Consider the following 26,094-nt stretch of genomic DNA (forward strand, 5'->3'; position numbering starts at 1 on the left):
GAAGGGCGTCAGTCGAAATGGGAAAACGAACGAGCCCGCCGGCAACGGCGGGCTCGTTCGTTTGAGGAAGACGATTTTGCTGCTACTATCATTAAGCTGGCCCGCCCCGGAACGAACCGGAATTCAACATTTGCGCCCCATTGCCGATGAGGAACACATCGTCACGCATCCTGTCGGAGGAAGTAGTGTCTTACCTCAAAGGTCAACATCAGCATCCACGCAACCGCTCCGCGGCAGTGCGCTACAGCGCCATCCTGTTCGCCGCCTTCCTGGTGGTGTTCGGGCTGATCGTGTGGTTTACCGAAGGGAACAACTTCAGGGCGAAACAAAACGACCTGGCCAGCAGGACCAGGACCTTCAGCGGATCGCTGCAGCTCACCCTGGAAGGGGACGTCAGCTACCTGGAGCTGCTGGCGCTCGACCGCGCCTCGGGCAAACTCACGGCGCACCTTTTCCAGGAGCGTGCCGGCCAGTACGTGCAGGCGCACCCCCAGCTGATCAACATCACCTGGGTCGACGCGGACTTCCGTATCACCGACGTGGCGCCGCTGGCGCCGAACCGGCAGATCGTCGGGCTCCAGTTGAACCTGCCTGAACCGAAGCGGGTCTCCGCCCTGGCCCGGGAACGGCGCAAGCCGGTCTACACCCGCCCCTTCGAGGCGATCCAGGGCAGGCCCTCCTTCGAGGTCTGGGTCCCGGTATTTCGCGGGGACACCTTCCTCGGCCTCTTCGGAGGCATCTACTCCTGCGACAAACTCCTGCGGCAGCTCGTCGCGCATACCCAGCCGCGCCTGTACCACCTGAGCCTCACCGACAGCGGCGGCAGCCTGCTGGCCACCATGCCGACCACGGGCCCCCTGGACCGGCAGTGCACCAAAGAGATGGCCGTCACCGGCCCGGAGAGCGGGGTGATGCTGCGGGTCACCCGCTACCAGGGGCGCAGCGACTGGCGCCTGCACCTTTTGAAGGCGATCTCGCTTTTACTGATATTGGGGGTGTCCTATACGCTTTGGAACCTGAAGATGGAGATAGACGAGCGCAAGCGCGCCGAGGAGGAGATCAAGAAACAGGCCGCGCTTTTGGAGGAGGAGATCACCGAGCGCCAGGCGGCCCAGGAATCGCTGCAGGAACAGGCGACCCTTCTGGAGGAAGAGGTCTCCGAGCGCTGGCAGGCGGAGGAGGCCCTCAGGGAGAGCGAGGAGCGGCTGCGCCTTCTGCTCGATTCAACCGGCGAGGCGATATACGGCATAGACATCGAAGGCAAGTGCACCTTCTGCAACCGCGCCTGCCTGAGGATGCTCGGCTACCAAAGCGACGCCGACCTTTTGGGAAAGAACATCCACGACATCATGCACCACAGCTACCCCGACGGCAGGCCCATGCCGCAGGAAGAGTGCGGCGCCCACAACACCATGCTGCAGGGGAAGGGGAGCCACGTGGCAGACGAGGTGTTCTGGCGCGCGGACGGCAGCAGCTTCCCGGTGGAGTACTGGTCCTATCCCCAGGTGAAGGACGGCAAGGTGGTGGGTGCGGTGGTGGCCTTCATCAACACGACCGAGCGCAGGCACCTGGAGGAGCAGTTCCGCCAGTCGCAGAAGATGGAGTCGATCGGCCGGCTCGCCGGCGGCGTGGCGCACGACTTCAACAACATGCTGAGCGTCATCTCTGGCGCGGCCGAGCTGTCCAAGCGCAAGCTTGAGGACGGCGAGCCGATCGGACAGTACCTCGAGCTGATCATCAACGCCGCCCGGCGCTCAAGCGACATCACCCGCCAGCTGCTCGCCTTCTCCCGCAAGGAAGTGGTGTCACCAAAGCAGGTGCAGTTGAACGCTCTCATCGAGGACTCCCTGAAGATCCTGGCCCGGCTGATCAGCGAGGACGTGAAACTCTCCTTCCGACCCGCACCGGAACTCTGGAGCGTCATGATCGCCCCCTCGCAGGTGGACCAGATCCTGATGAACCTCGCGGTCAACGCCCGGGACGCCATGCCCGATGGCGGCAACCTCACCATCGAAACGGCCAACGTCCAGATCCCCAGCCACTACGCCTACCTCCACCCCGACGCGAGACCGGGGGACTACGTGCAGCTCTCGGTGAGCGATACCGGCCACGGCATGGACAAGACGGTCGCCGCCCACATCTTCGAGCCCTTCTTCACCACCAAGGGGCAGGGAAAGGGGACCGGCCTGGGCCTCTCCACCGTGTACGGTATCGTCACCCAAAACGGCGGCTTCATCAACGTCTACAGCGAACCGGGCGAGGGGGCGGTGTTCAGGATCTACCTGCCCCGCCTCCAGCAGAGCGACGCGCCGCCGCAGGGGAACCTCCCGGCGGAGCAGCGGATTTCCGGGACGGTCCTGCTGGTGGAGGACGAGGAGATGCTGCTCTGGCTCACCACGAGGCTCCTGGAGGAGATGGGGCTGAAGGTGATCCAGGCGCAGGACCCCCTGGAGGCCCTGGAGATCAGCCGGCAGCGGGGAGAGGAGATCGACCTGGTCCTGACCGACGTGGTGATGCCGGAGATGAACGGCAGGGAGCTGGCGGAGCGGATCCGGGAGAGCCGGCCGGACGCGAAGGTGCTCTTCATGTCGGGGCACACCTCGGACAACGTGATTCAGCGCGGCGTCATCGAAGCCGGCATGCACTACATCCAGAAGCCGCTGGAGATGGAGAAGCTCAACAGGAAGATCGCGGAGATGCTGGCGGAGCGGCAAAAGGGTTGAGGCAGATGGAGATGGCACCCAACGCGGCAGGAGCGGCATGAAGATCGAGAAATATCAAAACGGTGAGCGGGTCACCATCGCACCGGGGGAGTTCTACGTCACCGGCAAGCCCGGCGTGATCACCACCCTGCTCGGTTCCTGCATCGCCGCCTGCCTGTACGACCCGACCCGACGCCTGATCGGGATGAACCACTTCATGCTGAGCAACCCGCGCTACTCCAAGGAACTGCCGCTCAACATCACCGACGCGGGGCGCTACGGCATCCATGCCATGGACCTTTTGATCAACGCCATGATGGCCCAGGGAACCGACCGGTCCCGGATCAGGGCCAAGATCTTCGGGGGAGCCACCATCATCAACGCCGACGGCAACACGGACAACTTCTTCTGCGTGGGGCAGGTCAACTGCAGGTTCATCCTGCAGTACCTGGAGCAGGAGCGGATCCCGATCGATGCCATGGACATAGGGGGCGATTTCGGGAGGGTGATCCACTTCTCCAACGGCGACTTCGCGGTGCACCGCAGAAAGGTGGACTCAAGCCGCAGCAGCAAGCTGGCACAGCGGGACCGCTACTGCTGGCAAAAGGCGATCGAGCAGCAGCAGGCGGCACTCCCCGAGGTCGATCTCTGGTGACGGAAAAGGCGGGTTGGCAATGAAGATGCACCTATTGAAGCAGGAACAACTGATGCCGCTGTCGCTGGAACAGGCCTGGGAGTTCTTCGTGCACCCGGGCAACCTGCCGCGCATCACCCCCCCCGACCTGGGCTTCAGGATCACGGGGGATCTCCCCGAGAAGATGCACGCCGGGATGATCGTGAGCTACACGGTGACCCCGTTCCTCGGGGTTGCGGTCAATTGGGTCACCGAGATCACCCACATGCAGGAACCGTACTTCTTCGTGGACGAACAGCGCTTCGGCCCGTACCGGATGTGGCATCACCAGCACATCTTCGAGGAGACGCCGCGGGGGACGCTGATGACGGACCTGGTGCACTACGTCCTTCCTTTCGGCCCCTTCGGTGAAGTCGCCGCCCCCTTCGTGGCGCGCCGGGTGCGCAGCATCTTCGAGTACCGCCGGCAGGCGCTGGCCGGCGAGCTCGGGTTCACCCTCTAGTCGAGGTGCAGGAGCGGGTAGCGCTGCAGGAGCCTGCCCCCTGCACCTTTTTTAGGCAAAAAGGTAAAAAACCATGATCTTTGAGGAGAAACCGGCCCGATCCCGAAAGTTATCCACAGTGTTTTCCACGAAACTGTGTACAGCGAATCCGCGCCCAGCAGGGAGATAGCTTCAGCGGGCGGTTTTTTATGCACTTTCCCGGCATTTCGGGAAGCCGCGACACCGTATTGACGAAATATAACGCGACGTACTAACGGTTGTTGCCCCAGAGCGGGTCATCGAAGTACTGGCGCCTGAGACGTTCGTCCGGGTTCTGCTCGTAGAATTCGTCCTCCGCGAAGCAAAAGCGGTAGTCGGAGAGGTAGTCGAGCAGCACCCGGTAGGCGGCGTTCACCTTCCTCATCTCCTCGCTGTCGGCCGGCGCCCCCAGGTCGGGATGGTGTCTTTTCACCAGTTCCCGGTGCCGGCTCTTGATCTGCCTCAGACTGGCCCGCTCTTCGAGGCCGAAGACTGCCAGCGCCAGTTGCAACTCCTTGTAGGTCATAGCCTCCTCCCGGCCTCAACCGGGCGCCCCCATGCCATCCGGGGGCGCCGCCTCACCTTCCCGCCAACTGCAGGGCGAGCCTGCAGAGGTTCGCCACGGTGAAGCCGTACTCTTCGAGGACCCGGTCTCCCGGCGCGGAGGCGCCGTACCCCTCGACGCCGAGGACCACCCCGGCATCCCCCACGTAACGGTGCCATCCCTGGGGGCTCCCCGCCTCGACCGCCACCCTGAGCGGAACGTCCCGCGGGAGCACCGCCTCGCGGTACTCCCGTGGCTGCTCGTCGAAGAGCTCCCAACTCGGGAGCGAGACCACGCGCACCGCGAGCCCCTCCTCCTTAAGCCTCAGGCGCGCCTTCAACGCCAGGGGAACCTCGGAGCCGGTGGCGATAAGGATGAGGCGCGTCCCGTCCCCCTCGAAGTCGGCCAGCACGTACCCCCCCTGCAAAAGCCCTTGTGCCGGCGCGTAGCGTTCCCGGTCCAGGGTGGGGACGGCCTGGCGCGACAGCACCAGGGCGACCGGTCGGTTTCGTATGGAGAGCGCGGCACGCCAGGCAAAGGCGCTCTCGTTGGCGTCGCCGGGGCGCAGCACGATGAGGCGCGGTATGGCACGCAGGGAGGCGAGGTGCTCCACCGGCTGGTGGGTCGGCCCGTCCTCGCCGAGGGCGATGGAGTCGTGGGTGAAGACGTGGACCACCTTCAAATCCGAGAGTGCCGCCAGGCGCAGCGACGGCCGCAGGTAGTCGGAGAAGGTGAGGAAGGTGGCCCCGAAGGGGATGGTGCCGCCGTGGGCGGCCATGCCGTTCAGGATCGCGGCCATGCCGTGCTCGCGCACGCCGAAGTGGACGTTGGCGCCCCCCGCTCCCCACTCCCCTCCCACCGCCCCCTGGCGGTCCTCAGGCTGCCAGGACTCGCTCTGGAAGTCCCCCTTCCCGGCGAGCGCGGTGACGGTGGACGGGTTCAGGTCCGCCGAGCCGCCAAAGAGCTGCGGCAGGCGCCCCGCCAGCGAGTTCAGCACCTTCCCGGAGGCGGCGCGGGTCGCCATCCCCTTCTCGTCCGCGGGGAACTCCGGCAGGGCCTCCTGCCACCCCGCGGGGAGTTCCCCCGAGAGGGCAAGCTCGAGCTCGGCAGCCGGTTCGGGATACTCGACGGCGTAGCGGGCGCGCAACGCCTCCCACTCCCGCTGCGCGGCGCCCCCCTGCTCCAGCGCCCGCCGGAAATGTCCCAGCGCGGGCTGCGGAATGAGGAACTCCGGCTCGGGGGGCCACCCCAGCCGCTTTTTGCTGCGCAGCACCTCGTCCGCGCCCAGCGGCGCCCCGTGCGCCTCGAAACTGTCCTGCTTGCCGGAGCCGAAACCGATGCGGGTGCGCACCATGATCAGGCTGGGGCGTCGGGACTCGGCACGCGCCTCATCGAGCGCGCCCGCGATGGCCGCCAGGTCGTTGCCGTCCTCGACTTCCAGTACCTGCCAGCCGAAGGCGGCGAACCTCGCGGCGCGGTCCTCGGAAAAGCTCAGGGAGGTCGAGGCGGCCAGCGTGATGCGGTTGTCGTCGTAGAGGCAGATCAGCTTCCCCAGTCGCAGGTGCCCCGCCAGGGAGGCGGCCTCCGAGACCACCCCCTCCATCAGGTCCCCGTCGCCGGCGATCAGGTAGCTGTAGTGGCCGATGAGGCGAAAGCCGGGGCGGTTGAAGCGGGCCGCCAGGTGCGCCTCGGCCATGGCCATACCGACCGCGTTGCCGAACCCCTGTCCCAGCGGCCCGGTGCTCACCTCCACGCCGGGGGTGAGGCCGCGCTCGGGGTGCCCGGGGGTGCGGCTCCCCCACTGCCGGAAGCGCATGATCTCCTCCAGCGGGAGGTCGTAACCGGTCAGATGCAGGAGGGAGTACAGCAGCATGGAGCCGTGCCCCGCGGAGAGCACGAAGCGGTCCCGGTCGAACCACCCCGGATCGGCCGGGTTGTGCTTCAGGAATCGGGTCCAGAGCTGGTACGCCATGGCAGCGGCCCCCATCGGCATGCCGGGGTGGCCGCTGTTGGCCTTTTGAATGGCGTCGACAGCCAGAAAACGCAGGGTGTTGATGCAGAGCTGGTCCAGGTCGGCGGCGGGGTCGGTAACGGGATGCGTGGTCATGGCGCTGCTCCTTCAGGTATGAGGTCCGGGAGCATCGCACCGTTTCCGCCACGCTTCTTTCATCGATCTCCGAGAAGCTTCTGAAGGAACTGTGACAGGAAAAGTGCGATGCTTCCTGCCATGACTATAACAAGTGATAGGGCAAATAGGAACTGTGTCTGCCGACTCTATGACTTGGCCACGCTCTCCTGATACAGTTTTGCTCCCGGACTGTTCCCTTTCAGGGGCCGACTACTCCGGGCCGTCGACGAAACGCAGCGCCGCCTCGGGGGAGCGCGCCCCTGCCACCCGGAAGCCGGAGACGGACTTGTCGAGGGTGCACCAGACGTCGTCGCACAGTTTCAGCCCCACGGACTGCGCATTCTCCTCCAGGTAGCGCAGGTGCCTTGTCCCCGGGATCGGGACGATGTCGCTGCCGCGGCGCAGCAGCCAGGCGAGCGCCACCTGTGCCGGGGTGGCGTCGTGGGCGCAGGCGAGCTCGTTGACCATGGAGACCAGGGTGAAGTTGTGGCGCAGGTTCTCGGCGAGAAAGCGCGGGTTCTTGCGGCGCCAGTCGCAGGGCTCCAGGTCGTCCGGCGTGCGGATCTTCCCCGCCAGGAAACCCCTCCCCATCGGGCTGTAGGCCACGAAGCCGACGCCCAGTTCGCGCAGCACCGGCAGGAGCTTGTCCTCCACCCCCCTCTCCCACAGCGAGTACTCCGACTGCACCGCGGAAAGCGGGTGCACGGCGTGGGCCCGACGCACGATGCCCGGCCCCGCCTCGGAAAGGCCTATGTAACGCACCTTACCCTCCCGCACCAGCTCCGACAGGGCGCCCACCGTATCCTCGACCGGGACCGCGGGGTCCAGGCGGTGCTGGTAGTAGAGGTCGATGTAATCCGTCCCCAGGCGCTTCAAGGAGCCGTCGATCGACCGGCGTACCTGCGCCGGGCTGCTGTCGAGCCCGATCTGCCTGCCGTGCGGGCCGAAGCGCCAGGCGAACTTGGTCGCCAGCACCAGTTTCTGGCGCGGGACCTCCTTCAAGATGCGTCCCAGGAGCTCCTCGTTGCAGAAGGGGCCGTAGACCTCGGCCGTATCCCAGAAGGTGATGCCCAGTTCGATGGCGCGGCGCAGCACCCGAATCGACTCGGAGAGGTCGCCGCTACCGTAGCAGTAGGTCAGCCCCCGACAGCCAAGCCCAAGCGCCGACACCTCCAGCCCCTGTTGCCCCAGTTTTCGTTTGTGCATGGAAACCTCCCGCAAAACAGGCTCTATGTTCTTCGTTCTACGTTCCACGTTCTACGTGTCCACCATCCGGGTTGAATTAAAACGTAGGACCTGGAACCGCCTGAAAACGCCGGCAACAAAAATAGCCCATATAGGATATGGGCTATTTTTGCGGCAGCACTGGTTAGGGTTGCCGAAGGCCAGGGTGCTGAAGGCGAGCGCTGGTGCCCTGGCCGCTCATGGCTATTTGTTGACTACGCAGTCGATGATGGCGTTGATCCTGCGGTTTTTCTGCCGCCCTTCCGCGGTGTTGTTGTAGGCGACGGGGCGGGTCGAGCCGAACCCCTTGGCGGAGAGACGGGAGCGCTCGATGCCGAAGTTCTTCACCATGTAGTCGACCACGTTCTGGGCGCGCTGCTGGGACAGCTTCATGTTGTGGGCTGCGTCGCCGGTGTTGTCGGTGTGACCTTCGATGACGGCGGTCGTTGTGGTGTAGCGTTTCATGTAGTCGGCCACCTTGGCGATCTCGTCGCGGTACTGCGGCTTGATCTCGGCCTTGCCCGGATCGAAGTCAACCACGAGGGACATGCAGAGCCGCTCCGGCGGAGTGACCTGCTGCACGTCGAAGGCGCAGTCGATGATCGCCTCGATGCGGCGGTTCTTCTGCTTCCCTTCATCGGTCGCGTTGTCGGCGATGGGGCGGGTGAAGCCGTACCCCTTGGCGGCGAGGCGCGAGCGATCGATGCCGTACTGCTCGGTCAGGACATCGACCACGGCCTGGGCGCGGCGCTGGGAGAGGTCCATGTTGTGGTTGTAGGAACCGACGTTGTCGGTGTGCCCCTCGATGACTGCCGTGGTGGTCGGATACTTCTTCATGAAGTTGCCGACCTGTGCGATCTGGTCGCGCAGTTCCTTGCGCACGATGGCCTTGTCGATGTCGAACTCGCCCTGCAGGGTGATGCAGTACTTGTAGTGCCCCGGGGTCGGCTCGGCGGCTGTCGGCTGCGGTTCGGGTGCCGGCGCAGGCGCAGGCGCCGGGGCCGGGGGCGGGGCTACGGTGCCACCGGGCTCGGCAGCGGCGGCCTTGGCAGGAGCGGCCTTCATGGTCCGGCCGCCCATCACGAAGGTGAGGCCGAGGCTGTATTCCCAGTTCCTGGCGATGTTTTCCCGGGCGTGGTCGCTCTGGAAGTCGATGATGCGGCGGCCGTCGGCCCTGAGGGCGATGTTGTCGTTCAGGAAGATCTTGAAGCCGGCGCCGCCGTTGGCCGTGCCGTCATGGGAATTGGCGTGCTTGTACCTGATGGTGGTCCCGCCCCCCCCCAGGGCGAGGTAGGGGACGATGACGGACCTGGGCATGAAGTTCCAGATCAGGTCGAGACGGTAGGAGTACATGCCGTGTTCATCGTCGGTGGCGGCGTCTTCCACCTTGAGGTAGGTCCCCACCAGCTCGGTCGCGAAGTTGTCGGTCCAGTCGTAGCCGAGCCTCAAGCCGCCCAGCAGACGGTCCTGGGTGTAGTTGCGCTGCGGCAGCTTCGAGTCGTCAAAGATGTACCCGCCGACGAAGGGGGAGATGGAGAACGCCCCCGCACGTTCTCCGGCGTGCGCCGTGGCGGCCAGCGCCATCACGGCCAGGACCATGATGCAGATAAAGCCGGTGATCTTTTTCATCGTGGTAGCCTCCTTGTTGAGGAGGATCCCTCTCCCGGGATCCTCCCGCTAATTTTTTCGAGCCGGCCTCTGTCCGGCCCATCCAGTCCCGGCCCTAGCCGGCGTGAAAGATCCCGCTAACTCCCTGATTCAGTACCCGCAGCGCCTCGTCTGCCACTGCCGGAAAAATTAACGTTTACCAATATATCGTCATTCGTCTGGCTGTCAACCCGCCAAAAACCGCGCTGGGAGCCGCTGCGCAAAGCATGCACAGTTCGCGGCTCACTCGCCCCGGGAGCGGGTCATGTCGCGGGCCGCCTTGACCTCCTCTGCCGGAAGCCCCGCCTCGAGGTACCCGGACACCCCTCCCTCGAGCGCCCGCGCCCGGACACCGTTGTCGCCGAGGAATGCGGCCAGCTCCAGGGCAGGCTCGTCGGTCGGCGCGGCCGAACAGACCACCACCAGGCGGTCGCGCGGCAGTTCCTGGAGGTGCCGCCTGGCGTCGTCGAAGTTGACCCGCAGCGCCCCCCGGACCCTCTGGACGGCGAAGTCGGCGTCGCCCGGGTGCCGCAACTCGACAAAAAAAAGCGGCTCCCCCTCCTTGATCCGCTCCCATACCCAATCCGTTGAAACCGCCAGATCGCGCTGCATGATCCCTCCGTGGTCAGTCCTCCCCCTCGTCGCCGGCCTTCTGGTCCACGTGTTTGCCGTCGACCTTCCTCCTCAAGGTGAGGTACACGAAGAGGGCGATGGCCAGTACGATGAAGAGGGTGACGCTCAGGGCGAAGGTCGCGAAGGAATGCTGCTTCACCGCCGGGGCGGGAACGGTCGACGGCGCCTGGGTTTGCGCTTGCACAGTGGCCATGGCCTCCTCCTTTTGCCGGTCATCCCGCTGTTACCCGGCGGGCGGCACCCATCAAAAATAACTTAGTGTATTTTAATGTCAACACGCCAATCTTTGTTTTTTACGGTGACTGGAGCAGAAGCAGGTAGCAGAGCACCCGGCGCAATCGTCAAGTTGACAGGGTACAACCGGGGGAAAGGATGCGGAGACGCCAAAGAGGAGTCGAAGAACAACGATGCACTCAAGGGGGAAGGCAATGACTGTCGGGGTGCGCCGGGTAGTCTGGCGAACGTCCCTGCGGGCGATGATCTGCCGCAATGATAATGAAATAAAAATCACTGGGCTTTATGCAGAAAAACAACTACCATTCAGATAGTTCCCGCATACACACCTACAACGAGCAAAGAGCCGGAGATATGAACATCACCGATAAAATAGAGCAGGCCAAGCCTGCAATTCCCGTAGAGGGAAGGATGGATACCGCGCCGCGGACCCGGGCGCAGCAATCGGGCCGCAGCCCGGAACGCCAGCAAGACCTGGTTGAGCTTTCCACGTCCCTGTCCGAGATCTCCACCAAGGAGCTGGACCAGCAGCAGGCGCGGCGCGTAGCCGCCATCAAGGCGCAGATCCAGTCGGGAGAATACCGGGTGGATTCCCGGCAGGTGGCAGAGAAGATGCTCTCGGCAGCGAGCGGCGTCTGAGCGGCAGCCTCCCTTGAAACGCCAAACGGCGCGTCACCCAACCGGTGACGCGCCGTTTTCATTTGGTGCTCCCTTGCCGATGCAGCCCTCCCGCGCCCGGCGGGGCTAGGCGGCCCCGGAGAGCCGGAACCAGGCCGCCATGCCGGAAAGCTCCTCAGCTATCTGCCGCAATTCCACCGAGGCACGCCTGACCTCGTCGGTTGACTGCTCGGCGCGCTTGGTGATATCGGCCATGCCGTCCACGTTGGCCGATATTTCCACCATGGCGGTCGACTGCTGCTCGGCCGCCGCCGCGATCCGCTCCGCCATCTCGGCACCACGGGTCGAAACGGTGAGGATCTGCTCCAGGGAGCGGCTCGCCTCACCGGCGCAACGCACCCCGTCGGAGACGTTCTGGGTGCCTGCCTCCATGGCGCGCACCGTGCGTGTGGTCCCCTCCTGGATCTCCCGGATCATGGCGCCGATCTCGGAGGTGGCCTCGGTGGTGCGGGAGGCGAGCTTGCGGACCTCGTCGGCAACCACCGCGAACCCCATCCCCATCTCGCCTGCACGGGCGGCCTCGATGGAGGCGTTCAGAGCCAGAAGCGAGGTCTGGTCCGCGATGTCGTTGATGATCCCCACGATGGAACCGACCTGCTCCGATCTCTCCCCGAGGCTGTGCACCTGGGCCGCTGCCTCCCGCACCGAGGCGGCGATCTGCTCCATCCCCCGGGCCGTGGTGGCGACCACCTCCCCACCCTGCCCCGCGGTTAACAGCACCTGCTGGCTGGCCTCCGAGGCCTGGGCCGCGCTCCCCGCCACCTCGTTGATGCTCTGCGACATCTGCCCCACTGCGTCGGCGGACTGTTCCGTCGCGATGGCCTGCTCGCGCGCCCCCTGCGCCAGTTCCTCCGCGGTCACCGAGAGGTGGCGGGAGTGTTCCGCCAGCTTGCCGATGGCGCGGCTGAGCGCGCCGGTGATCTCGCCGAGTTTGGCCGTGGTCTGGTTGAAGTGCCGCGCCACCTCGCCGAACTCGTCCTTGCGCCGGGCGTCCAGTTGCGCGCTGAAATCGCCGTTGCCAAACCCGGTGGCCAGGACGATCAGTTCCCGGACCGGCGTCGTGATGGAGCGCGCCAGCAGGACGCTGGTGACCAGGCCGAAGATCATCATGGCCGCCCCCAGAAGGGACACCGCCACCACGAAGCTTCGCACCATGCGGTTCACCGAGGCGACCGCCTTCTCCTGTTCCCCCTGCGCCGCGGTGACCCCCTTTTTCCCCTGCTCGTTCTGCTGGGCCACCAACTCCTTGAGCTTCAGGTTCAGCGCGGCGGCCTGCGCGCGGACCTGCACCACCAGCTGCAGCTTGTCGATCACCCCGTCCCTGTTCATCAACTGCGACTTGATGGCCGCGAGCTTGGCCGCCACCCCGCGCAGGACCCCCGCCTCGGCCGTGTTCCTGGAACCGAGCGCGGCCGCCATGCGCCCCTCGATTCCTTCGGCGGTGGTGAATTTCTGCCGCAGCTCGCCGCTCACCTGGGCGATCTCCTCCCTGGTGCGGGCCGCGAAGAGCTCCTTGATGCCGCTTTTTATGTCCAGACCGAGCGACATCAGGGTCCCGTTCATGGCCAGGATGTCCCCCGCCATGTTCGAACCCTTCAAGGAATCGTCGTGGCTGCGGCTTTCCTGGTTGTACTTGCCCGTCGCCAGTGTCACCGACTGCTCGATCTCGATCACCGCTCCCGAAAGCTTGGCGGCCACGTTCTGCGCCATCTGTTCGTACTCGGGGGAAGGCTCTCCCCCCTTGGCCAGTACCCCCCCCTTCAGCTCGAGGAGTCCCTGCGGGCCGTTCACCAGCTTGCGCGCGTCGGCCGCCAGTTCCACCGGGGCCTTCACGCTGGGGTCCCCGGCGGTGACCAGCCGGTTCTTCCCGAACTCGTTGAGGGCCGCGTCCAGCTTGCCGCGGGCGATGATCACCCCTTTCTTGCCCGTCGCCTTGAGCAGCTCGGCAAGGGCAAAATTGGCGTCCTTGAGGAAGTCCCTCGCGGTGGTCAGGTTCATCAGCTTCTGGGTGATCTCGCTGGCGGAACCGCTGGAGACCGAGAGCTGGCGCGCCGAAGATTTCTGACGCTTCTGGATGGAAACATCCAGCTCGGAGAGTTTGCGGGTGATCTCGGTCAGTTCCGATTTCATGGCCAGGTCGGCCTGGCGCGCCCCCTCCTCGGCCTTGAGCCTTCCCTGGGTAGTGTCGAACATCTCCCGGGTCAGCCGCTCAAGACGCTCCACCTCCTCCACGTCGGCGGCTGCCCCCTCGTTCCCCTTCAGTGCCGCAAGCTCCCCCCCCGCCTTGTGCAGCTCCGACAGGGTGCGCTCCGCGTTGCTGCGAGCCGCGGCGAGGGAGTTGACGTTGGCAGCGACGGCGACCTCGGACAGGTTCGCGGTGTGCTCCTGCAGGGAGCGCTGCATCTCTATGGTCTTCAACTGGAACGGCGTGGAACGTTCGGTCAGTATGAAGAGCTTGCCCTGAACGAATTTCATGCCCAGGAGGCTCACCCCGCCGATGACGGCGATACCGGCAAGGGTGAGCAGGGCGTTGCAGATCAGCTTGGTCTTTATCGTCATAATGGCACCAGTTCAGGTTCGCGTCGTCGCGGTTACTTCTTCACGTACTTGTCGCCATCGCCCTTGATGTAATCGAGCACCTTCTGGAGCTTGGCCGACGGCTTGCCCTGGGTCACCACCAGGATCGGGCTGATGAGCGCCGGGGCCTCCACGACCTTCACCGAGGCGTCGGCCATGCCGAAGGGGTCGATGCCGATCGCCTCGGGGGTGGCGGACACACCTTCCTTGATCTTGGCGTAGTTGGTGGTGTCCAGGATGTCCTTGGTCACCCCGGCCCCGTCCAGGATCTCCTTCTGGAACTGGGCGTTCTGACCCGGGGTTCCCTTGCCCCATACCACGATGATGTCCTTGTCGTCGCCGCCCACCTCCTTCCAGTTGCCGATCTTCCCGGTGAAGATCCCCTTCAACTGTTCCTTGGAGAGCTTGGCGACCTTGTTGGAGGGATGCACGAAGATGGCGGTCCGGTTCTCTGCGATCTGCTGCACCACCAGGGCATCGCGGTTCACCTTGACCCCCTCCTTCTCCGCGCCCGATGCCATGGACTCGAAGGGGACCGCGCCGGTTGCCATCTCGACCTTCCCCTTGACCAGGTCGATCAGGCCGTCCTTGGGCGAGGACTGCAGGATGATCAGGGTGTCGCCGGTCGCCTTTTCGAAGGGGGCTTTTATCGGGTTGAACACCGCACTGATGGAGGCGCCGCCGCCACCGACCTTGATATCCTCCCCGTAGGCTGTTGCCGATGCCAGCACCACGAGACCACAAACTGCCAGTTTCACCATCGCTTTCATTAAGTACCTCCGGGAATTTTTTTCTATGTATCGGTGCTGTTGATAAAACCATTAGAGATAAAAAAAGCCGCATACGTATACGGCATCGGGCAGATGGCGCTCGGTCGGTTGCGGCGACGGCATCGAGGTTGGAAGGGACGGGAGTCGAAGGCGAGAGCGACTGCGGGTGGTCTTGGTGCGGCAGAGGAGCAGAAGAGACGGGGAGAACTGAAATGGGCCTGTCATTCCTGGGTGTTGGGCCGCAACGGGAGAGGGTCAGGGTGAGCGTTGGCATGGGGCAAATACCAGCAGCCGGCAGAGCCCTCGTCCGCCCCCCGGGCACCCTCTCCCAGAGGGAGAGGGACGAGCGGAACACCATGGTTAATCAAAAATAATGGGTCGACTCGACCGCTACGGCCCGGAAAGGAGCCTGCCGAGGTCGTATTCGAGGTGCTGGTAATCGGGGAAGCGCCAGCTCCCCCCCCAGGTGAAGCCGCGCTGGCGGAAGGGGGCGAGCATCGGGTCCCCCGGCTGGAGCATGCCGGGGCGCTGCTGCTGCCGGTCGAGGTGGTCGGCGGAAGTGGCGGGGAGCACGCGGCACAGGGCGGGGTTCCCCAGACAGAACTCGCGGGCGGCAGCGCCCCCCGTGATCCCTGCCGTCTGCGGCCGGGCCCCCTCCTCCAGCATCAGGTACGGGTTCTGCCGCGGGTTGATGTCGATGGCGGCGCCGTAGCTGTGCCTGGAGAAGACGCCGGGCCTGCCGGGAACCTCGCGGCAGTTGAAGGCCGAGCTGTTGTTGGCCGCCATGGAACGGAAGTCGTCGGCATCGTAGGCGTCGATGAGCTCCATCCTCTCGATCGGGAAACGGCCGTTGTAGGCGTGGTGCAGGGAGTCCATGAAGAAGGCGGAGAGTGCCTGGTGCACCACCAGTTCGCCGTAGTGCGGCTTGCCGTCGAAGCCCCAGAAGGAGGTGACCAGGTAGGCGAGCTGGTCCAGGGGGACCGGGCACTCCGGGCGCCAGGAGTTCTTCTCCTGCATCTGCCGTCCGACGCTTTCCGGCAGCGACACGGCGGCGGCGAAGAACCCCCCGGTGCCGTGACGCAGCGCGAGGAGGCGCCCCCCCTCGGCGAGCCTCCCCTTAAGCCCTGCCGGCAGGTCGGCCGGCAGCTGTCCCGCGATGCCGGCGGAAGCGGCCGCGACGGCGGAGGCGGTGCCGATCACCACCTGCGGGCGCTGCTCCGGGTCGAGCCACCCCATAAGCTGCACCAGCTCCTTTTCCGGCAGCGAGACGCAGCCGGCGGTGCCGGTCTCCGGCCCGCGCTCGACGTGGATGAAGATGGCGCTCCCCAGGTCGCGCACCACCGGTTCGCTGTTGTAGTCGAGCACCAGGGCGTACCGGTAGAGCGGGTCGGGACGCAGGAGCTCCTCGAAGGAGGCGGCCCTGGTCTCGCCGCGCCAGACCCAGCGGTTGTAGTCGGGGGATTGCGGGTCGTCCACCCAGAGGTCCTGGGTGTCGACCTGGCGGCAGGGGAACTTGCCGGGAAAGGTGGCCGGATAGCCAAAGGCGGTGCGCAGCGGGAAGATCCCGGCCGGGGTGCGCCCGTCCCCTTCCCGCTTCTCGAAGGGGGGCGCCACGCCGTTGCGCCCAAGGTTGACCGCGACCGGCGGGAAGGCGAGTTCCCACCCCAAAAGCGAGCGCCGCACCGGGTAGAGGGTCGCCTGCGGCAGCCCGGGGGTGCCGGGGTCGACGTAGAGGAACTGGCCGCTTTCGGAGTTGCGGGCGAGGCCGTCCAGGCTCTCGCCGATGCGCCGCGGCAGCTCCCCCCCGGAGCTGCACCCCATAACGAGGCCGACGGTTAAGAACACACAGCCGCCGAAGATGGATCGCCAACTCCTTTTCATGCGCCGCTCCTGGTGGATAGATTAGAGACGTCTTTACGATGTTGGAGCGGGAAAGGCAAGGAAAAGTTCCTAAAAATGCAGCACCCCCACGATCCTCCTCAAGAGCACCAGGAGGTCCCCCACGTCGATGACACCGTCCGGCCGGGGCACCCCGTTCACCAGCGGGGCCAGGTCCCCGTGGGCCAGTGCCGCGGCGGTCGCCGGCTCCGCCCCCAGCGAGATCCTCAATAGCTGCAAGGCATCCCGGATATCGACGCTGCCGTTGCCGTCGAGGTCGCCGCCGATCAGCCCGATCCGCACCAGGTTCCTGTGCGCCACGCTGGTCGTCCCGTCGGCGGAGCTGGCCCGTACCGTGATCCGGTTTTCCCCCAGGGCAAGCGGCAGCTGTTGCTGGAAGAGTCCGGCGGCCACCTCGGGGGCGAACACGGCCCCTCCCGCCTCTATCTGCACCCTTCCCGCCGCCGCGCTCCCCGCCGTGCCGCGGATGGTGACCGACTCCGCCTCGGTCCTCAGGTCCTGCACCGGGTCGTTCACGGAGAGCGCCGGGGCTGCCGGGTTGAAGGTGACGCTCCGCTTGACCCTCGCGCTGCGTCCATCCAGTTCCGCGTTCAGCTCGATGGTGTTCACCCCTTCGGCGAGGAGGGCACTTCCCGTGAATCCCCCGCCGCCGACCTGGAGGAGCTGCAGGGCTGCGCCGTTCACCGCCATGCTCACGGTGCTCCCCGGGGGTGCGGTCCCCGTGACGGCGCAGCTCACGGCATCGGTGACGCTGTTGTCCGCGGGGACGCTCACCGCCAGGACCGGCGCCAGCGCGTCCAGCGTGACGCTGAAGGTGTGCGTGGTCGCGTTTCCGGCTCCGTCCCGGGCGGTCACCACGATGGAGTTTTCCCCGTCGGCCAACATGACGGCGGAACTGAAGAGCGCCGCGTCGGCGCTGCGTTCGCTGCCGGCCACCCTGAGGCTCGCGATGCCCGAGACGTCCGCGGCACTCCCCATGATGTTGAGAACCGGGTTGGCGGTGCTCGCCCCCGCGTTGAGGGTGGAGAGGGAGAGCTGCGGCGGGGTTCCCTCCTGGGCCACGGCGAGCGTCCTCGAAACCGGCAAGGCGGGGAGGTAATTGCCGCTTCCCTCCTGCAGCGCGCTGATGACCGTGGTGCCGGCGCCGACGACGGTCACCGTGCTCCCCTCCACCGTAGCCACGGCGGGGTCGGAACTGCGGTAGCTGAGCGGGAGCCCGCTGCTCGCGCTCCCCTCAAGGTCGAAGGGTGGGTCCCCCACCACCTTCTGGGCCGGCGAGGTGAAGCTCACCTGCTGTCCGTTTCTGTGCACCACGAAAGGCTGCGATTTCTCCGGGGCCGTTTCCAGGTCGCCGCCCCCCCCCTGTGAAGCGGTGATTACCGCGCTCCCCGCGCCGGTGATGGTGATGACGTCGCCGTCCACGCGGGCCACATCCGGGTTGGAACTGCGGAAGCCGAGCGGGAGCCCGCTGCAGGCGGAGGCGACGATCTGGAAGGGGGGATCGCCGAAGGTCCGTTCCGGGATGGCGGGGAAGGTGATTTCCTGGCACGACCTGTACACGGTCAGCGTGCCGTTCACCGGCACCAGCTGGTAGTTCGCCGCCTGCAGCGTGCCGGCGCCGGCCACGATGGAGTAGCTCCCGGCCGGGCTCGACAGGCTGGCGAGGGTTGCTAGCGCAGGGGCGCCGGTCAGGACGGAGTTCCCCTCCCCGTTCACGAACCCGAGGTAGGCTGCGGTCAGTTCGGGGTTCGGGGTGAGGTAGGCGCGGGACTTGTCCTCGGCCACCACCCGCAGGGGGGCCTTGGCGACGGCCAGGGTCACCGGGACCTCGGGGGCCGGATCCCAGAAACCGTCCCCCCCCTGGGAGGCGGTGATCACGGTGCTCCCCGCGCCGGTGATGCGGATCTCCCCGCCGACCACGACGGCGGCGGCCGGGTTGGAGCTGACGTAGCTCACGGGGAGCCCGCTGCCGGCGCTCCCCCCGGCTGCGAAGGGGGGGGCACCGTAGACCTTCGGGGGAGGTTGCGCGAAGGTGATGCTCTGGGGGCGCCCGGCGACGGTGAAGCTGCCGTCGGCGAAGCTGTAGCGGTAGTTTGCGCTGGTGATGTTCCCCAGCTCGGCGTGGATGGGGTAGCTCCCCCTGGGGGTGGCGGCATCGACCGCCGTGGTGATGAGCGGAGCTCCCCCGAGGCTGGCCGCGCTGTCCCAGGGGGCGAGTCCGGAAAAGGTTGCTGTGAGCGGGGGATTGGCGAAGCCGGCGGTCTTTGCCTGGTCGTCGGCCTTCACCAGCAGCGGGGCCTGGGTGATGGTGAGGCTGGCGCCGTTGAAGACGAGGTCGTAGCCGCTTCCCAGGGCGAGGGTCCCCCGGGTGATGGCGTGGCTCCCGACGTTTTCGCCGGAGACCCGGGAGAGTTCCCCGCTGATCCGGTCGGCGCCGTTTAGTGGAGGGGCGAAGCTGTAGGTGAGCGGTGGGTCGGCCGCGCCGTAGATCTTTTCCTTTGCGTGGGCCGTGACGGTGACGGTGACCTTCCGGGGCCTGAGACGGTAAAGCCGCACCGACTCCACCAGGTCCCCGGCACTCCCCGCTTCCCCCGCCACCACCCCCCTGGCGCGCAGGTAGCGGTTTACGTCCGTGCCCAGCGAGGGAAGGTCGAGGCGGTCGAGCTGCCATCCCCCGGGAATGCGGTGCGCCTGCCCCAGCGGTATCCAGACCGGGGCGGCCGCGTCGGGGTTCTCGCTGTAGTCGAAGCTCACCCGCCAGAGCTCGGGTGCGCTCCCGGACCTGAGCCAGGTAACCGTGTCCCCGGCGGGGGAGACCGAGAGTTCCTCGGAGCTCCAGCCGTTGGCAAAGCGGGCCAGCTTGTTCCTTCCCCCCACCCCGACGAAATCGCCGGCCACCAGCATCTTGCCGTCGGGCTGCAGGGTCACGCTGTTCACGAGCCCCCCCGGCCCCCACCCCGGGACCGGTATGGCCAGGTCGAGGGAGGGGTCCAGGCGCCCCTCGGCGGTGACCCGAGCCAGGCAGGAGCGGTCGAGCACGGTCCCGAAGCCGTCGTAGAGCCGGTCGAAGATGCCGTAGACCAGCATGCCGCCGTCGGCCTGGAGGGTTACGTTGGTGATGAGGGAGGGGTAGACCGGGTTGCTGGAGCGGGACTCGAACACGAACCCCTCGTCGACCGCCCCGTCGCTGCCCAGGCGCACCAGGTTCCTCCAGAGCGGCACCGGCAGGCCGGTGACGGGGTCGGTGACGCTGCCGGGGTATTTCAGGTTCCCCGCAACCAGGATCCCCCCGTCGGGCAGTTCCAAAAGGGTGTCCACCTCCCCCGGGAACTGCACCGGTGTGCCGCCGTTCCAGGCGGGGTCGAGGGAGCCGTCGGGCAGCAGCCGCAGCACCTTGCCGGTGTCGGTGCCGACCAGGAGCAGGTTGCCGCGCTGGATGGCCAGGAAGGTCACCACCCCGTCCAGCTCGGCGGGGGGAACGAAGCTCTCGTCGCGCTCCCCCGAACCCTTGAACCGGGACAGGTAGCGCCAGGTCGAGACGGCATCGGAGTACCCCCCGACGTAGAACATGCCGTCCTCGGCGAGGGTGCCGTCGGCCGGCTGGACCAGCGCCGATATCCACCCCCACCCCGCGTTGAGGCGGGAATCGACCGCCGTGTTGAACGAGGCCGGCCCCGGCACCCCCGCCCGGTCCACCTGTACCAGCTCGCGCTGGGGGACGCCATTGACCGTCAGGAACTCGCCCGCAAGGAGCATCCCCCTGTCGGGGAGCTGCGCGATGCTGAAGACGCGCTGCTCTAACTCCAGCGGCCCGAAAGAGTGGTCGAGGGACCAATCCTGCTTAAGCCTTGCGTTGTAGGGAGCCGCATTCCCCATGAGCGTCGTGAACGTACCGGCAAGGTAGGTGCTGCCGTCGGTCCCAAGCGACGCCCTGACCACCATCTCCCACGGGTCGTCCACCAACTGGGGGAGGTCGTCGTCCAGCGCCCCCTGCTCGGGATAGAAACGCGCCAGCGAGGTGCGCGGGGCCGCGCCGATGTTGGCGAAGTCGCCGCCGGCCAGGATCTTGCCGTCCCCCTGCCTGGCCAGCGCCCGGATCGCCCCGTCCGCCGGGGGGAAGGTCACCGCGGAGAGCGAGCCGTCCAGGTTCAGGCGGGCCAGGTTCCTGCGTTGGGCCAGGGGAGGTCCCACGGCGAACTCCCCCGCCACCAGGATCTTCCCGTCGGGCTGCGGCAGCAGCGAGGAGACCCGGGCGCCGGCTGCCTGGATAAAGCCGGCATCGAAGCCGTCGTCCCGGGTGCCGTCCTCCTTGAGCCGCGCCAGGTAGTCGCGGGCGAGGAGCCCTCCCGAGAAATCGCCCCCCACGAGGATATAGCGGTCCTCCTGCACGGCCAGGGCGCGCACCCCCCCTCCCGGCGCGGGAGGCCTGAAGCCGGCGTCGTACTCCCCGGAGGCGGAGAACCTGGCGATGTTGGCCGACCAAGGGGTGGCGAACTCCCCGCCGACCAGCACCGACCCGTCCTGCAGCGCCAGGGCGTGTACCGCCACGTTCCCCGCGTCGTTTCCGAGCCCGCCGAGATAGCTCCAGCTGAGCTCCCCGCTGGCCGCCCCCGCCACCGACACCCCGGCGAGGTTGCGGGTCGCTACACCGGCCTTGATCTCGGCGAAGGTCCCCCCCACCAGGATGCCGCTCCCTCCCGGCAGCAGGAGCATGGCGTTGACGCTCACCGGTGCCGGGGTGGTGACCGGGTCGAAGCCCGGGTCGAGGGAACCGTCGCCCCCCGACAGCCTCGCCACCCCCTTGCGGGAGGTGGCGCCGGCCGTGGTGAAGCCGCCGCCGATCAGCACGAGGTCCGGGTTGGCTGAGCTGACCGGGTCGGGCTGGAGCGCCAGGGCATGCACCGGGCCGTCCAGAAGGGGAGGAACGAAGGAGGTGTCCAGGGTGCCGTCGGGGTTGATCCTCGCGATATTCCTGCGGGTCTGGGCGGCGCCGGCGAGGGTGAAGTCGCCGCCGATCACGATCTTCCCGTCCTGGCGCTGCTGCGCGATGGCGTGCACGGAGCCGCTGATGGCGACGCTGCCGCCGTTGTAGATGCCGAAACCGTCCAGGCCGGGCGAGATGGCAAGGGAGGGGGACGCCGTCAACGCCAGCAACAGCGATAACAGCACGATCGCAACGAGCGACCTCCTCGTCTCGCGGCCGGGCCCACGGGGCATCTCCCGCGCGTCCGGCACCGGGGTTCTTCTTGCCGCAGCCACCTCTCGCATAGCTAGCGCTCCTGGATGTGGATGATCTTTTTCAGAGGCTTCAGGCCGCTGTTGGTGACCAGCCGCGGCTTGAGCGCCTTACCCGGCAGCGGGGCGCTGCGCCGCTTGCCCCGGTCGCCGAGGCTCCCCACGTCGATCTCGGCGCTGCTGCCGTTGGCGAGCGGGACCAGGGCCTGGGCCGAGACTAAGGGGATGCCGGCGCCCGAGCTGTAGTGCACCCCCCACAGGTAGGAGACCCCCTCCAGGCAGGGGTCCAGGGGGGGCTTGAAGGTCGGGAAGAAGACGGCGCCGCCGGTGACCGAGGCGGGGCTGTCCACGACGCGCTCGCTCCCGAGGGCGCCGGAGGCGGGGTCGAGGAGGATGCGCCACCCCTGGTAGCCGCTCCCCTGGTTCCGGGGGAGAACGGCGGTGGCTACGTCGCTGACGTCGTTGAGGTCGGACGGCTTGAGGGTGGGGGTGCTGCAGTCCCCCCGCAGGGTGTTGTCGCCGGCGTAGCAGGGCTCGCTCACGCCGTAGAGCGCGCGCTGCGGGGAGAGGTCGTCCTGGGTGTTGAAGTACCTCCCCCCCCCGAAGTAGAGCCAGAGCCTCTTGTACTGGCGGTCCTGGAGCTTGGCCACCGCGCCGGTCACCGGCCCCACGTCGTCGATCACCCGGCTTGTCTTCCAGTTGCCCGGGTCCGGGTCATGCCCGGTGAAAAGGCGCAGCACCCCTCCGGTCCACCCCCCTCCCGCGGCGAGCCGGGTGTAGCCGAGGTAGAGGGCATCGTCCTCGTACTGCCCGACCTTTGCGGGGGAGCTGTCCCACTTGTCGGCATCGATCCCCGCACCCGCCATGCTGCCGCCGAAGGCGTTGGCTATGCCGGTGTCGATGACCCAGTAGTTGCGCCCCAGGGTGAGCGGCGGTACGGCGTTCAGGTCGATCACGAAGAGCTTCAGGTTCTGGTCCGAGGTGCCGGTGAAGCTCCGGCTCTCCCTCTCGACCGCACCGGTTGGGCCCGAGGCGAAGACGGCGAACCAGCGCCCGTTCTTGTCGGTGTCGTGGACCAGGTCGGTTCCTTTCAGGGTGCGCGCCTTGATGCGCAGGACCGCCGCGCCGGAGGTTGCGAAACCGAGCTCCGGGTGGGAAAACTCCCAGAGGAGCCGCGGCGTGCCGCTGCCGTCCCCCCCCTGCCCGGTCACGTCCAGGGCGAAATAGCTGGAGAGCCCCCCAACGCCCACCGCCGGGGCCTTGACGCAGGTGGCGGAGCTCCCCTGGTCGCTGCAGGAGGCCCCTGCCGGCCTGCTCGCCCCTCCCAGCCCCATCCCCCCGATCAGGACGGTGCGCCAGCTCCCCGCGCCCTCCCTGAGGCAGTTCCAGTAGTCGTCGCGGCTGCAGCGCTCGGGATCGCCGATGCAGGCGTCGACGAGCGCCGTGGGGCCGTCCACGAAGTACAGATGCGGGTAGAGCGGCTCCTTCAGGTACCGGAGGTAGGGGAGCGCGTTTTGGGGAACGAAGGCCCACTCCTCCTCCCCCACCCCGCTGCCGAGCAGTACCGCCTTGCGATCTGCCGGCCAGGTCTCGGACTTGCCGGGACGTACCTTGAGCATCCCCAGCCGGAAGGCGTGCAGCATGCCGTCGTTGGCGCCGACGTAGACCGTGCCCCGGTTGGCGTAGGTCCCCCCGGGGTCGATGAACTGCAGATAGGAGCCGTCCCCGTAGCCGCGCGGGGGGGGAAGGTGGTAGCTCCCGAGGGGGACCGAGGTCTGCAGCACCGGCGCGGAGGAGACGATGTCCCCGAGCTTCCAGACCTTCTTGTCGCTGCCGCCGTAGGCCGCCACGCCGCGGTCCCTCGTGGGCGCCCCGCTCCTCCCTTCACTGTCGTCGATCCCCCGCACGAAGGCGACGATCTGCTCCGCCTCGGCCTGGTCCCGGGCCAGCAGCAACTGCCGGTTTCCCGCCACCGAGCCGTCCAGGAAGGGAACCAGGGAGGCACCGTCGGTCTGCGTGTAGATGGTCCGGTCCGACGCCCCCTTCTCCCGGAGCTGCCGCCCGGCGCGCCAAAGGCTCTGCACCGCCTCGGGCGCCACCTCCAGCGGGTAGCCGGCCGGCTGCCCCGGGTCGACGACCCCGTCGCCGTCGGCGTCCAGGTAGAGCCTGGCCCGGGCCTCGCCCAGCGCCGGGTCCGAGACGAACCGGACCACCCGGTCCCGCTTCAGGTCGAGCGTCTTGTCGCCGTCGGTGTCCTCCCTGATGCCGCTCGCGGCGCCGCTGCTCCCCACGAAGGGGTCGATGTAGTACCAAAGAGCCTGCAGCTCCCCGATCCAGGCGGCCGAGCTCTGCCCCCCGTCGAAGCTCTTGTTCGGGTAGAACTGGGGCTGCAGGAACAGGGCGCCGTTTCCCTCCCCGGTTGCCAGTATCGAGCTGCTGGTCCCGGCGTTTGGGCCGCCGATCACCTGCTGGAACACCCCTTTCAGCGCGTTTTGCAAGCCGGCGGGATCCTGCACCGTCTTGATGCTCCCCCCTCCCTTGGCGGCGGTGAGCTGCATCATCTTCTCGGGGACCCCTTCGTCGCCGGTCGCGCAGCTGCCGTCCGCGTTGTACCCGGTCCCGGTCCCGGGGTCGCCGCAGGGGGGCCCGGTGTAGACCACGTGCGTGGTGATGTACTGCCTCTGCAGCTCGATGGGCTGAGCCGGGTCGATGATGTTGCGGTGCCGTGCGATCCAGGCGAGGTCGTCCAGGTTGTAGCTCCCCGCGTTTTCCGGGGCGGCCGTCGCCGCCGTGCCGGAGCCGGTGACCTGGCTCGCGGGCATGGGATCGCCCCCGCCCCCCCACCTCGCCACCGCCGCCTCCACGAAGCCGTTCGTGGCGGCAGCGCGGTCCGCCGTGGACATGCCGTCGCTCAGGATGAGGACGTTGTTCCTCTGGCAGCCGTACTTCGACGGCGGGTACGCCGTGTCGTAGTCCTCCGGCTGGAACCTGAAGGAGGGGTTGCCGGCGAAATAGCCGATGGCCTCGTAGAAGGTCTCGGCCAGCGGCGTCCAGGAGGTCCCCCTGACGGCGTCGATGGCCGCCACCAGCCCGCTGGAGTGATCCCCCAGCGGCGACAGGTTGAGGTAGGAGATGACCCTCCCCCCGTCTTTGCGGGGATCCGGGCGGCAGACGCCGGAGTTCGGGATAGCGCCGTCGCAGTCCACGTTGAAGTTGCATTCGCTGTGTGGCACGGGGTCGTTGGCGTTACTGCAGTGGCTCAAGCAGCCGATGGCGCCGCCGCACTCGGAACCGGCCCCGTCGTCGTTGAATACCATGGCGCCGAAATTGATGTCGGAGGCGAACTGCTGCACGAGCCCTGCGGGCGCCGCATCCGGGGCGAGGCGAACCTGGGCGGTCAGCGCCACGGCGCCGAGGCTCGTGATACCCGCGTCGAGGATGAAGGAGGGGAGGCTCGCCCTGCTCCCGGCCTGGTTCGCGTTGGCCGACGGGTCGGCCAGCCACGGGTCGGTGAGGTCGCTGCAGAAGTCCTCGATCACGTAGGGCGCGCACTGCGGGAGCCAGCCGCCGGTACCCATCTTGTAGCACTGCCCCAGGTACCCGAAGCTGAAAGTGATCCCCTCGTGGTTCCGCAGGTCGTGGAAGATCCCCCTGGCGCAGACGTCGTCGCCGGTGTTCTTGACGATCTTCATGAGGTTGGATCCGTACACCTTCAGGTAGCGGGTCGCGCAGTCCGCCTGCAGCAGGGTCACTTCGCCGGGAAGGATCGGGGCCCCCGCCCGATGGGAGTAACAAAGGCTCAGGGCCTGGGTGAAGATCTTGCCCGGCGTCGGCACGTTGTTGGCGTCGTACAGCGGCCCCAGGCACCTGCCGGCGGAATCGGCGAGGTCGGTCGCGCCGGCGCCCTCCTGCCATTTCCGCACCGCCGCGAGGCAGTCGTCCTTGTTGTACCTGGCCGGGTAGATGTCGATCCGGGTCGGGCCGCCGTGGCTGGACTGGGAAACGTACCCCGACTCGGAGGGGATCGGTCCGCGCACCCCGAAGGTCACCGGAAGCGGCACGCCGTTGCCGTCGTTGACTATCTTCACGTACCGTTTCCCCTGGCAGCCGCGCGACTCCGCCTGAAGCCTGCCGGTGGCCGGGTCGTACTTCCCCCCGGTGAGGGCCAGCTTTTCCAGGTCCAGCTTGCTCATGGCGAGCCAGTTCAGGAACTTACCGGTGGCGAGGAAGCGGTCCGCCTTCTTCTTGGCATCCACGTTGACGCAGAAAAAGGTGGTGCCGGCCAGGTTGCAGCTGCTCCCGTCGATGCCGGTGCCGGTGGCGACGGCGAAGCTGTCGCTGGCGACGACGTAGCGGTAGAGCTTGTCCTGCTGGAAATAGCCGGGGTAGTTGTGGGCAGGATCGAAGCTGTCATCCAGGCAGAAGGTGCCGGGGTCGGTGTAGGCGAGATCGTACATGCTGGCGGAGTTGTCGATCAAAAGGAGCAGGTTCGGCTTGATGCCCAGGCCGGGCAAGGGGGGGACGCTGCAATAGGCCGGCATCGAGACCGCGGCATCCTCTCCCCGCGCCTGCAGCGGCAGCCAAAGCAGCACCTGCACCACAAAGCATACGACAGCCGGGGCGATCACCCGGGCGACCAGTACCCTACCCTTTCCCATCTCGGCCACCT

At 67.0% G+C, this 26,094-nt stretch carries 15 protein-coding genes; 4 read left to right on the plus strand and 11 right to left on the minus strand.

From position 1 onward, the window contains the following. The first annotated feature begins 185 nt into the window (after positions 1-185). The 3 genes from KOM00_RS12970 to KOM00_RS12980 are packed head-to-tail and all read left to right on the plus strand — an operon-like array spanning position 186 to position 3,838. Complete coding sequence (locus tag KOM00_RS12970) at positions 186-2,723, plus strand: hybrid sensor histidine kinase/response regulator (protein WP_328758478.1); 2,538 nt, start codon at positions 186-188, stop codon at positions 2,721-2,723. 37 nt (positions 2,724-2,760) lie between these two features. Beyond that, on the plus strand, positions 2,761-3,357 hold the full coding sequence (locus tag KOM00_RS12975) for a chemotaxis protein CheD (RefSeq protein WP_216499362.1): 597 nt from the start codon (positions 2,761-2,763) through the stop codon (positions 3,355-3,357). 19 nt (positions 3,358-3,376) lie between these two features. Next, complete coding sequence (locus tag KOM00_RS12980; protein ID WP_216499363.1) at positions 3,377-3,838, plus strand: SRPBCC family protein; 462 nt, start codon at positions 3,377-3,379, stop codon at positions 3,836-3,838. A 250-nt stretch (positions 3,839-4,088) separates the two neighbouring features. On the opposite strand, the gene KOM00_RS12985 is transcribed toward KOM00_RS12980, so the two are convergent. The 6 genes from KOM00_RS12985 to KOM00_RS13010 all read right to left on the minus strand — a co-directional run bounded on the left by KOM00_RS12985 (position 4,089) and on the right by KOM00_RS13010 (position 10,225). Continuing rightward, positions 4,089-4,382 (minus strand): J domain-containing protein, encoded by a 294-nt coding sequence (locus tag KOM00_RS12985; RefSeq protein ID WP_216499364.1) that lies wholly within the window; start codon positions 4,380-4,382, stop codon positions 4,089-4,091. Positions 4,383-4,434: 52 nt separating this feature from the next. Then, positions 4,435-6,507 (minus strand): transketolase, encoded by a 2,073-nt coding sequence (tkt, locus tag KOM00_RS12990; protein WP_216499365.1) that lies wholly within the window; start codon positions 6,505-6,507, stop codon positions 4,435-4,437. Between the two features lie 231 nt (positions 6,508-6,738). Next, positions 6,739-7,734 carry an aldo/keto reductase gene (locus tag KOM00_RS12995; protein WP_216499366.1) on the minus strand — a complete coding sequence of 332 codons (996 nt, stop codon included), beginning with the start codon at positions 7,732-7,734 and terminating at the stop codon, positions 6,739-6,741. Positions 7,735-7,956: 222 nt separating this feature from the next. Then, complete coding sequence (locus tag KOM00_RS13000; RefSeq protein WP_216499367.1) at positions 7,957-9,381, minus strand: OmpA family protein; 1,425 nt, start codon at positions 9,379-9,381, stop codon at positions 7,957-7,959. A gap of 261 nt (positions 9,382-9,642) precedes the next feature. Then, positions 9,643-10,011: a rhodanese-like domain-containing protein gene (locus KOM00_RS13005; RefSeq protein ID WP_216499368.1), complete on the minus strand. Its 369-nt coding sequence runs from the start codon at positions 10,009-10,011 to the stop codon at positions 9,643-9,645. A gap of 13 nt (positions 10,012-10,024) precedes the next feature. Beyond that, positions 10,025-10,225 (minus strand): hypothetical protein, encoded by a 201-nt coding sequence (locus tag KOM00_RS13010; protein ID WP_216499369.1) that lies wholly within the window; start codon positions 10,223-10,225, stop codon positions 10,025-10,027. Between the two features lie 395 nt (positions 10,226-10,620). Between KOM00_RS13010 and flgM the strand changes: the two genes are divergently transcribed. After that, positions 10,621-10,905, plus strand: a complete 285-nt coding sequence (gene flgM, locus KOM00_RS13015; protein WP_216499370.1) for a flagellar biosynthesis anti-sigma factor FlgM — start codon at positions 10,621-10,623, stop codon at positions 10,903-10,905. Positions 10,906-11,010: 105 nt separating this feature from the next. Here flgM and KOM00_RS13020 read toward each other — a convergent pair whose 3' ends face one another. The 5 genes from KOM00_RS13020 to KOM00_RS13040 all read right to left on the minus strand — a co-directional run bounded on the left by KOM00_RS13020 (position 11,011) and on the right by KOM00_RS13040 (position 26,083). Then, the gene (locus KOM00_RS13020; RefSeq protein ID WP_216499371.1) at positions 11,011-13,503 is read right to left on the minus strand and encodes a methyl-accepting chemotaxis protein; all 2,493 of its coding nucleotides are present in this window, start codon (positions 13,501-13,503) and stop codon (positions 11,011-11,013) included. A gap of 32 nt (positions 13,504-13,535) precedes the next feature. Beyond that, the gene (locus KOM00_RS13025; protein WP_216499372.1) at positions 13,536-14,291 is read right to left on the minus strand and encodes a substrate-binding domain-containing protein; all 756 of its coding nucleotides are present in this window, start codon (positions 14,289-14,291) and stop codon (positions 13,536-13,538) included. A 390-nt stretch (positions 14,292-14,681) separates the two neighbouring features. Continuing rightward, on the minus strand, positions 14,682-16,172 hold the full coding sequence (locus tag KOM00_RS13030) for a M15 family metallopeptidase (protein ID WP_216499373.1): 1,491 nt from the start codon (positions 16,170-16,172) through the stop codon (positions 14,682-14,684). A gap of 69 nt (positions 16,173-16,241) precedes the next feature. Then, positions 16,242-21,458, minus strand: coding sequence for an MBG domain-containing protein (locus KOM00_RS13035; RefSeq protein ID WP_216499374.1), 5,217 nt, complete (start codon positions 21,456-21,458; stop codon positions 16,242-16,244). A gap of 2 nt (positions 21,459-21,460) precedes the next feature. Then, positions 21,461-26,083, minus strand: coding sequence for a pilus assembly protein (locus KOM00_RS13040; RefSeq protein WP_216499375.1), 4,623 nt, complete (start codon positions 26,081-26,083; stop codon positions 21,461-21,463). Positions 26,084-26,094: the final 11 nt, after the last annotated feature.

It is taken from the genome of Geomonas diazotrophica (genome assembly GCF_018919385.1).
Classification (GTDB): domain Bacteria; phylum Desulfobacterota; class Desulfuromonadia; order Geobacterales; family Geobacteraceae; genus Geomonas; species Geomonas diazotrophica.

Excerpts from the sequence above, each read along its gene's own strand:
- KOM00_RS13035 (WP_216499374.1), bottom strand. The coding sequence starts at position 21,458 with ATGCGAGAGGTGGCTGCGGCAAGAAGAACCCCGGTGCCGGACGCGCGG.
- KOM00_RS12985 (WP_216499364.1), bottom strand. The coding sequence starts at position 4,382 with ATGACCTACAAGGAGTTGCAACTGGCGCTGGCAGTCTTCGGCCTCGAA.
- KOM00_RS12995 (WP_216499366.1), bottom strand. The coding sequence starts at position 7,734 with ATGCACAAACGAAAACTGGGGCAACAGGGGCTGGAGGTGTCGGCGCTT.
- KOM00_RS13020 (WP_216499371.1), bottom strand. The coding sequence starts at position 13,503 with ATGACGATAAAGACCAAGCTGATCTGCAACGCCCTGCTCACCCTTGCC.
- KOM00_RS12975 (WP_216499362.1), top strand. The coding sequence starts at position 2,761 with ATGAAGATCGAGAAATATCAAAACGGTGAGCGGGTCACCATCGCACCG.
- KOM00_RS13005 (WP_216499368.1), bottom strand. The coding sequence starts at position 10,011 with ATGCAGCGCGATCTGGCGGTTTCAACGGATTGGGTATGGGAGCGGATC.
- KOM00_RS13040 (WP_216499375.1), bottom strand. The coding sequence starts at position 26,083 with ATGGGAAAGGGTAGGGTACTGGTCGCCCGGGTGATCGCCCCGGCTGTC.
- KOM00_RS13025 (WP_216499372.1), bottom strand. The coding sequence starts at position 14,291 with ATGAAAGCGATGGTGAAACTGGCAGTTTGTGGTCTCGTGGTGCTGGCA.
- KOM00_RS13030 (WP_216499373.1), bottom strand. The coding sequence starts at position 16,172 with ATGAAAAGGAGTTGGCGATCCATCTTCGGCGGCTGTGTGTTCTTAACC.
- KOM00_RS13000 (WP_216499367.1), bottom strand. The coding sequence starts at position 9,381 with ATGAAAAAGATCACCGGCTTTATCTGCATCATGGTCCTGGCCGTGATG.
- tkt (WP_216499365.1), bottom strand. The coding sequence starts at position 6,507 with ATGACCACGCATCCCGTTACCGACCCCGCCGCCGACCTGGACCAGCTC.
- KOM00_RS12980 (WP_216499363.1), top strand. The coding sequence starts at position 3,377 with ATGAAGATGCACCTATTGAAGCAGGAACAACTGATGCCGCTGTCGCTG.
- KOM00_RS13010 (WP_216499369.1), bottom strand. The coding sequence starts at position 10,225 with ATGGCCACTGTGCAAGCGCAAACCCAGGCGCCGTCGACCGTTCCCGCC.
- flgM (WP_216499370.1), top strand. The coding sequence starts at position 10,621 with ATGAACATCACCGATAAAATAGAGCAGGCCAAGCCTGCAATTCCCGTA.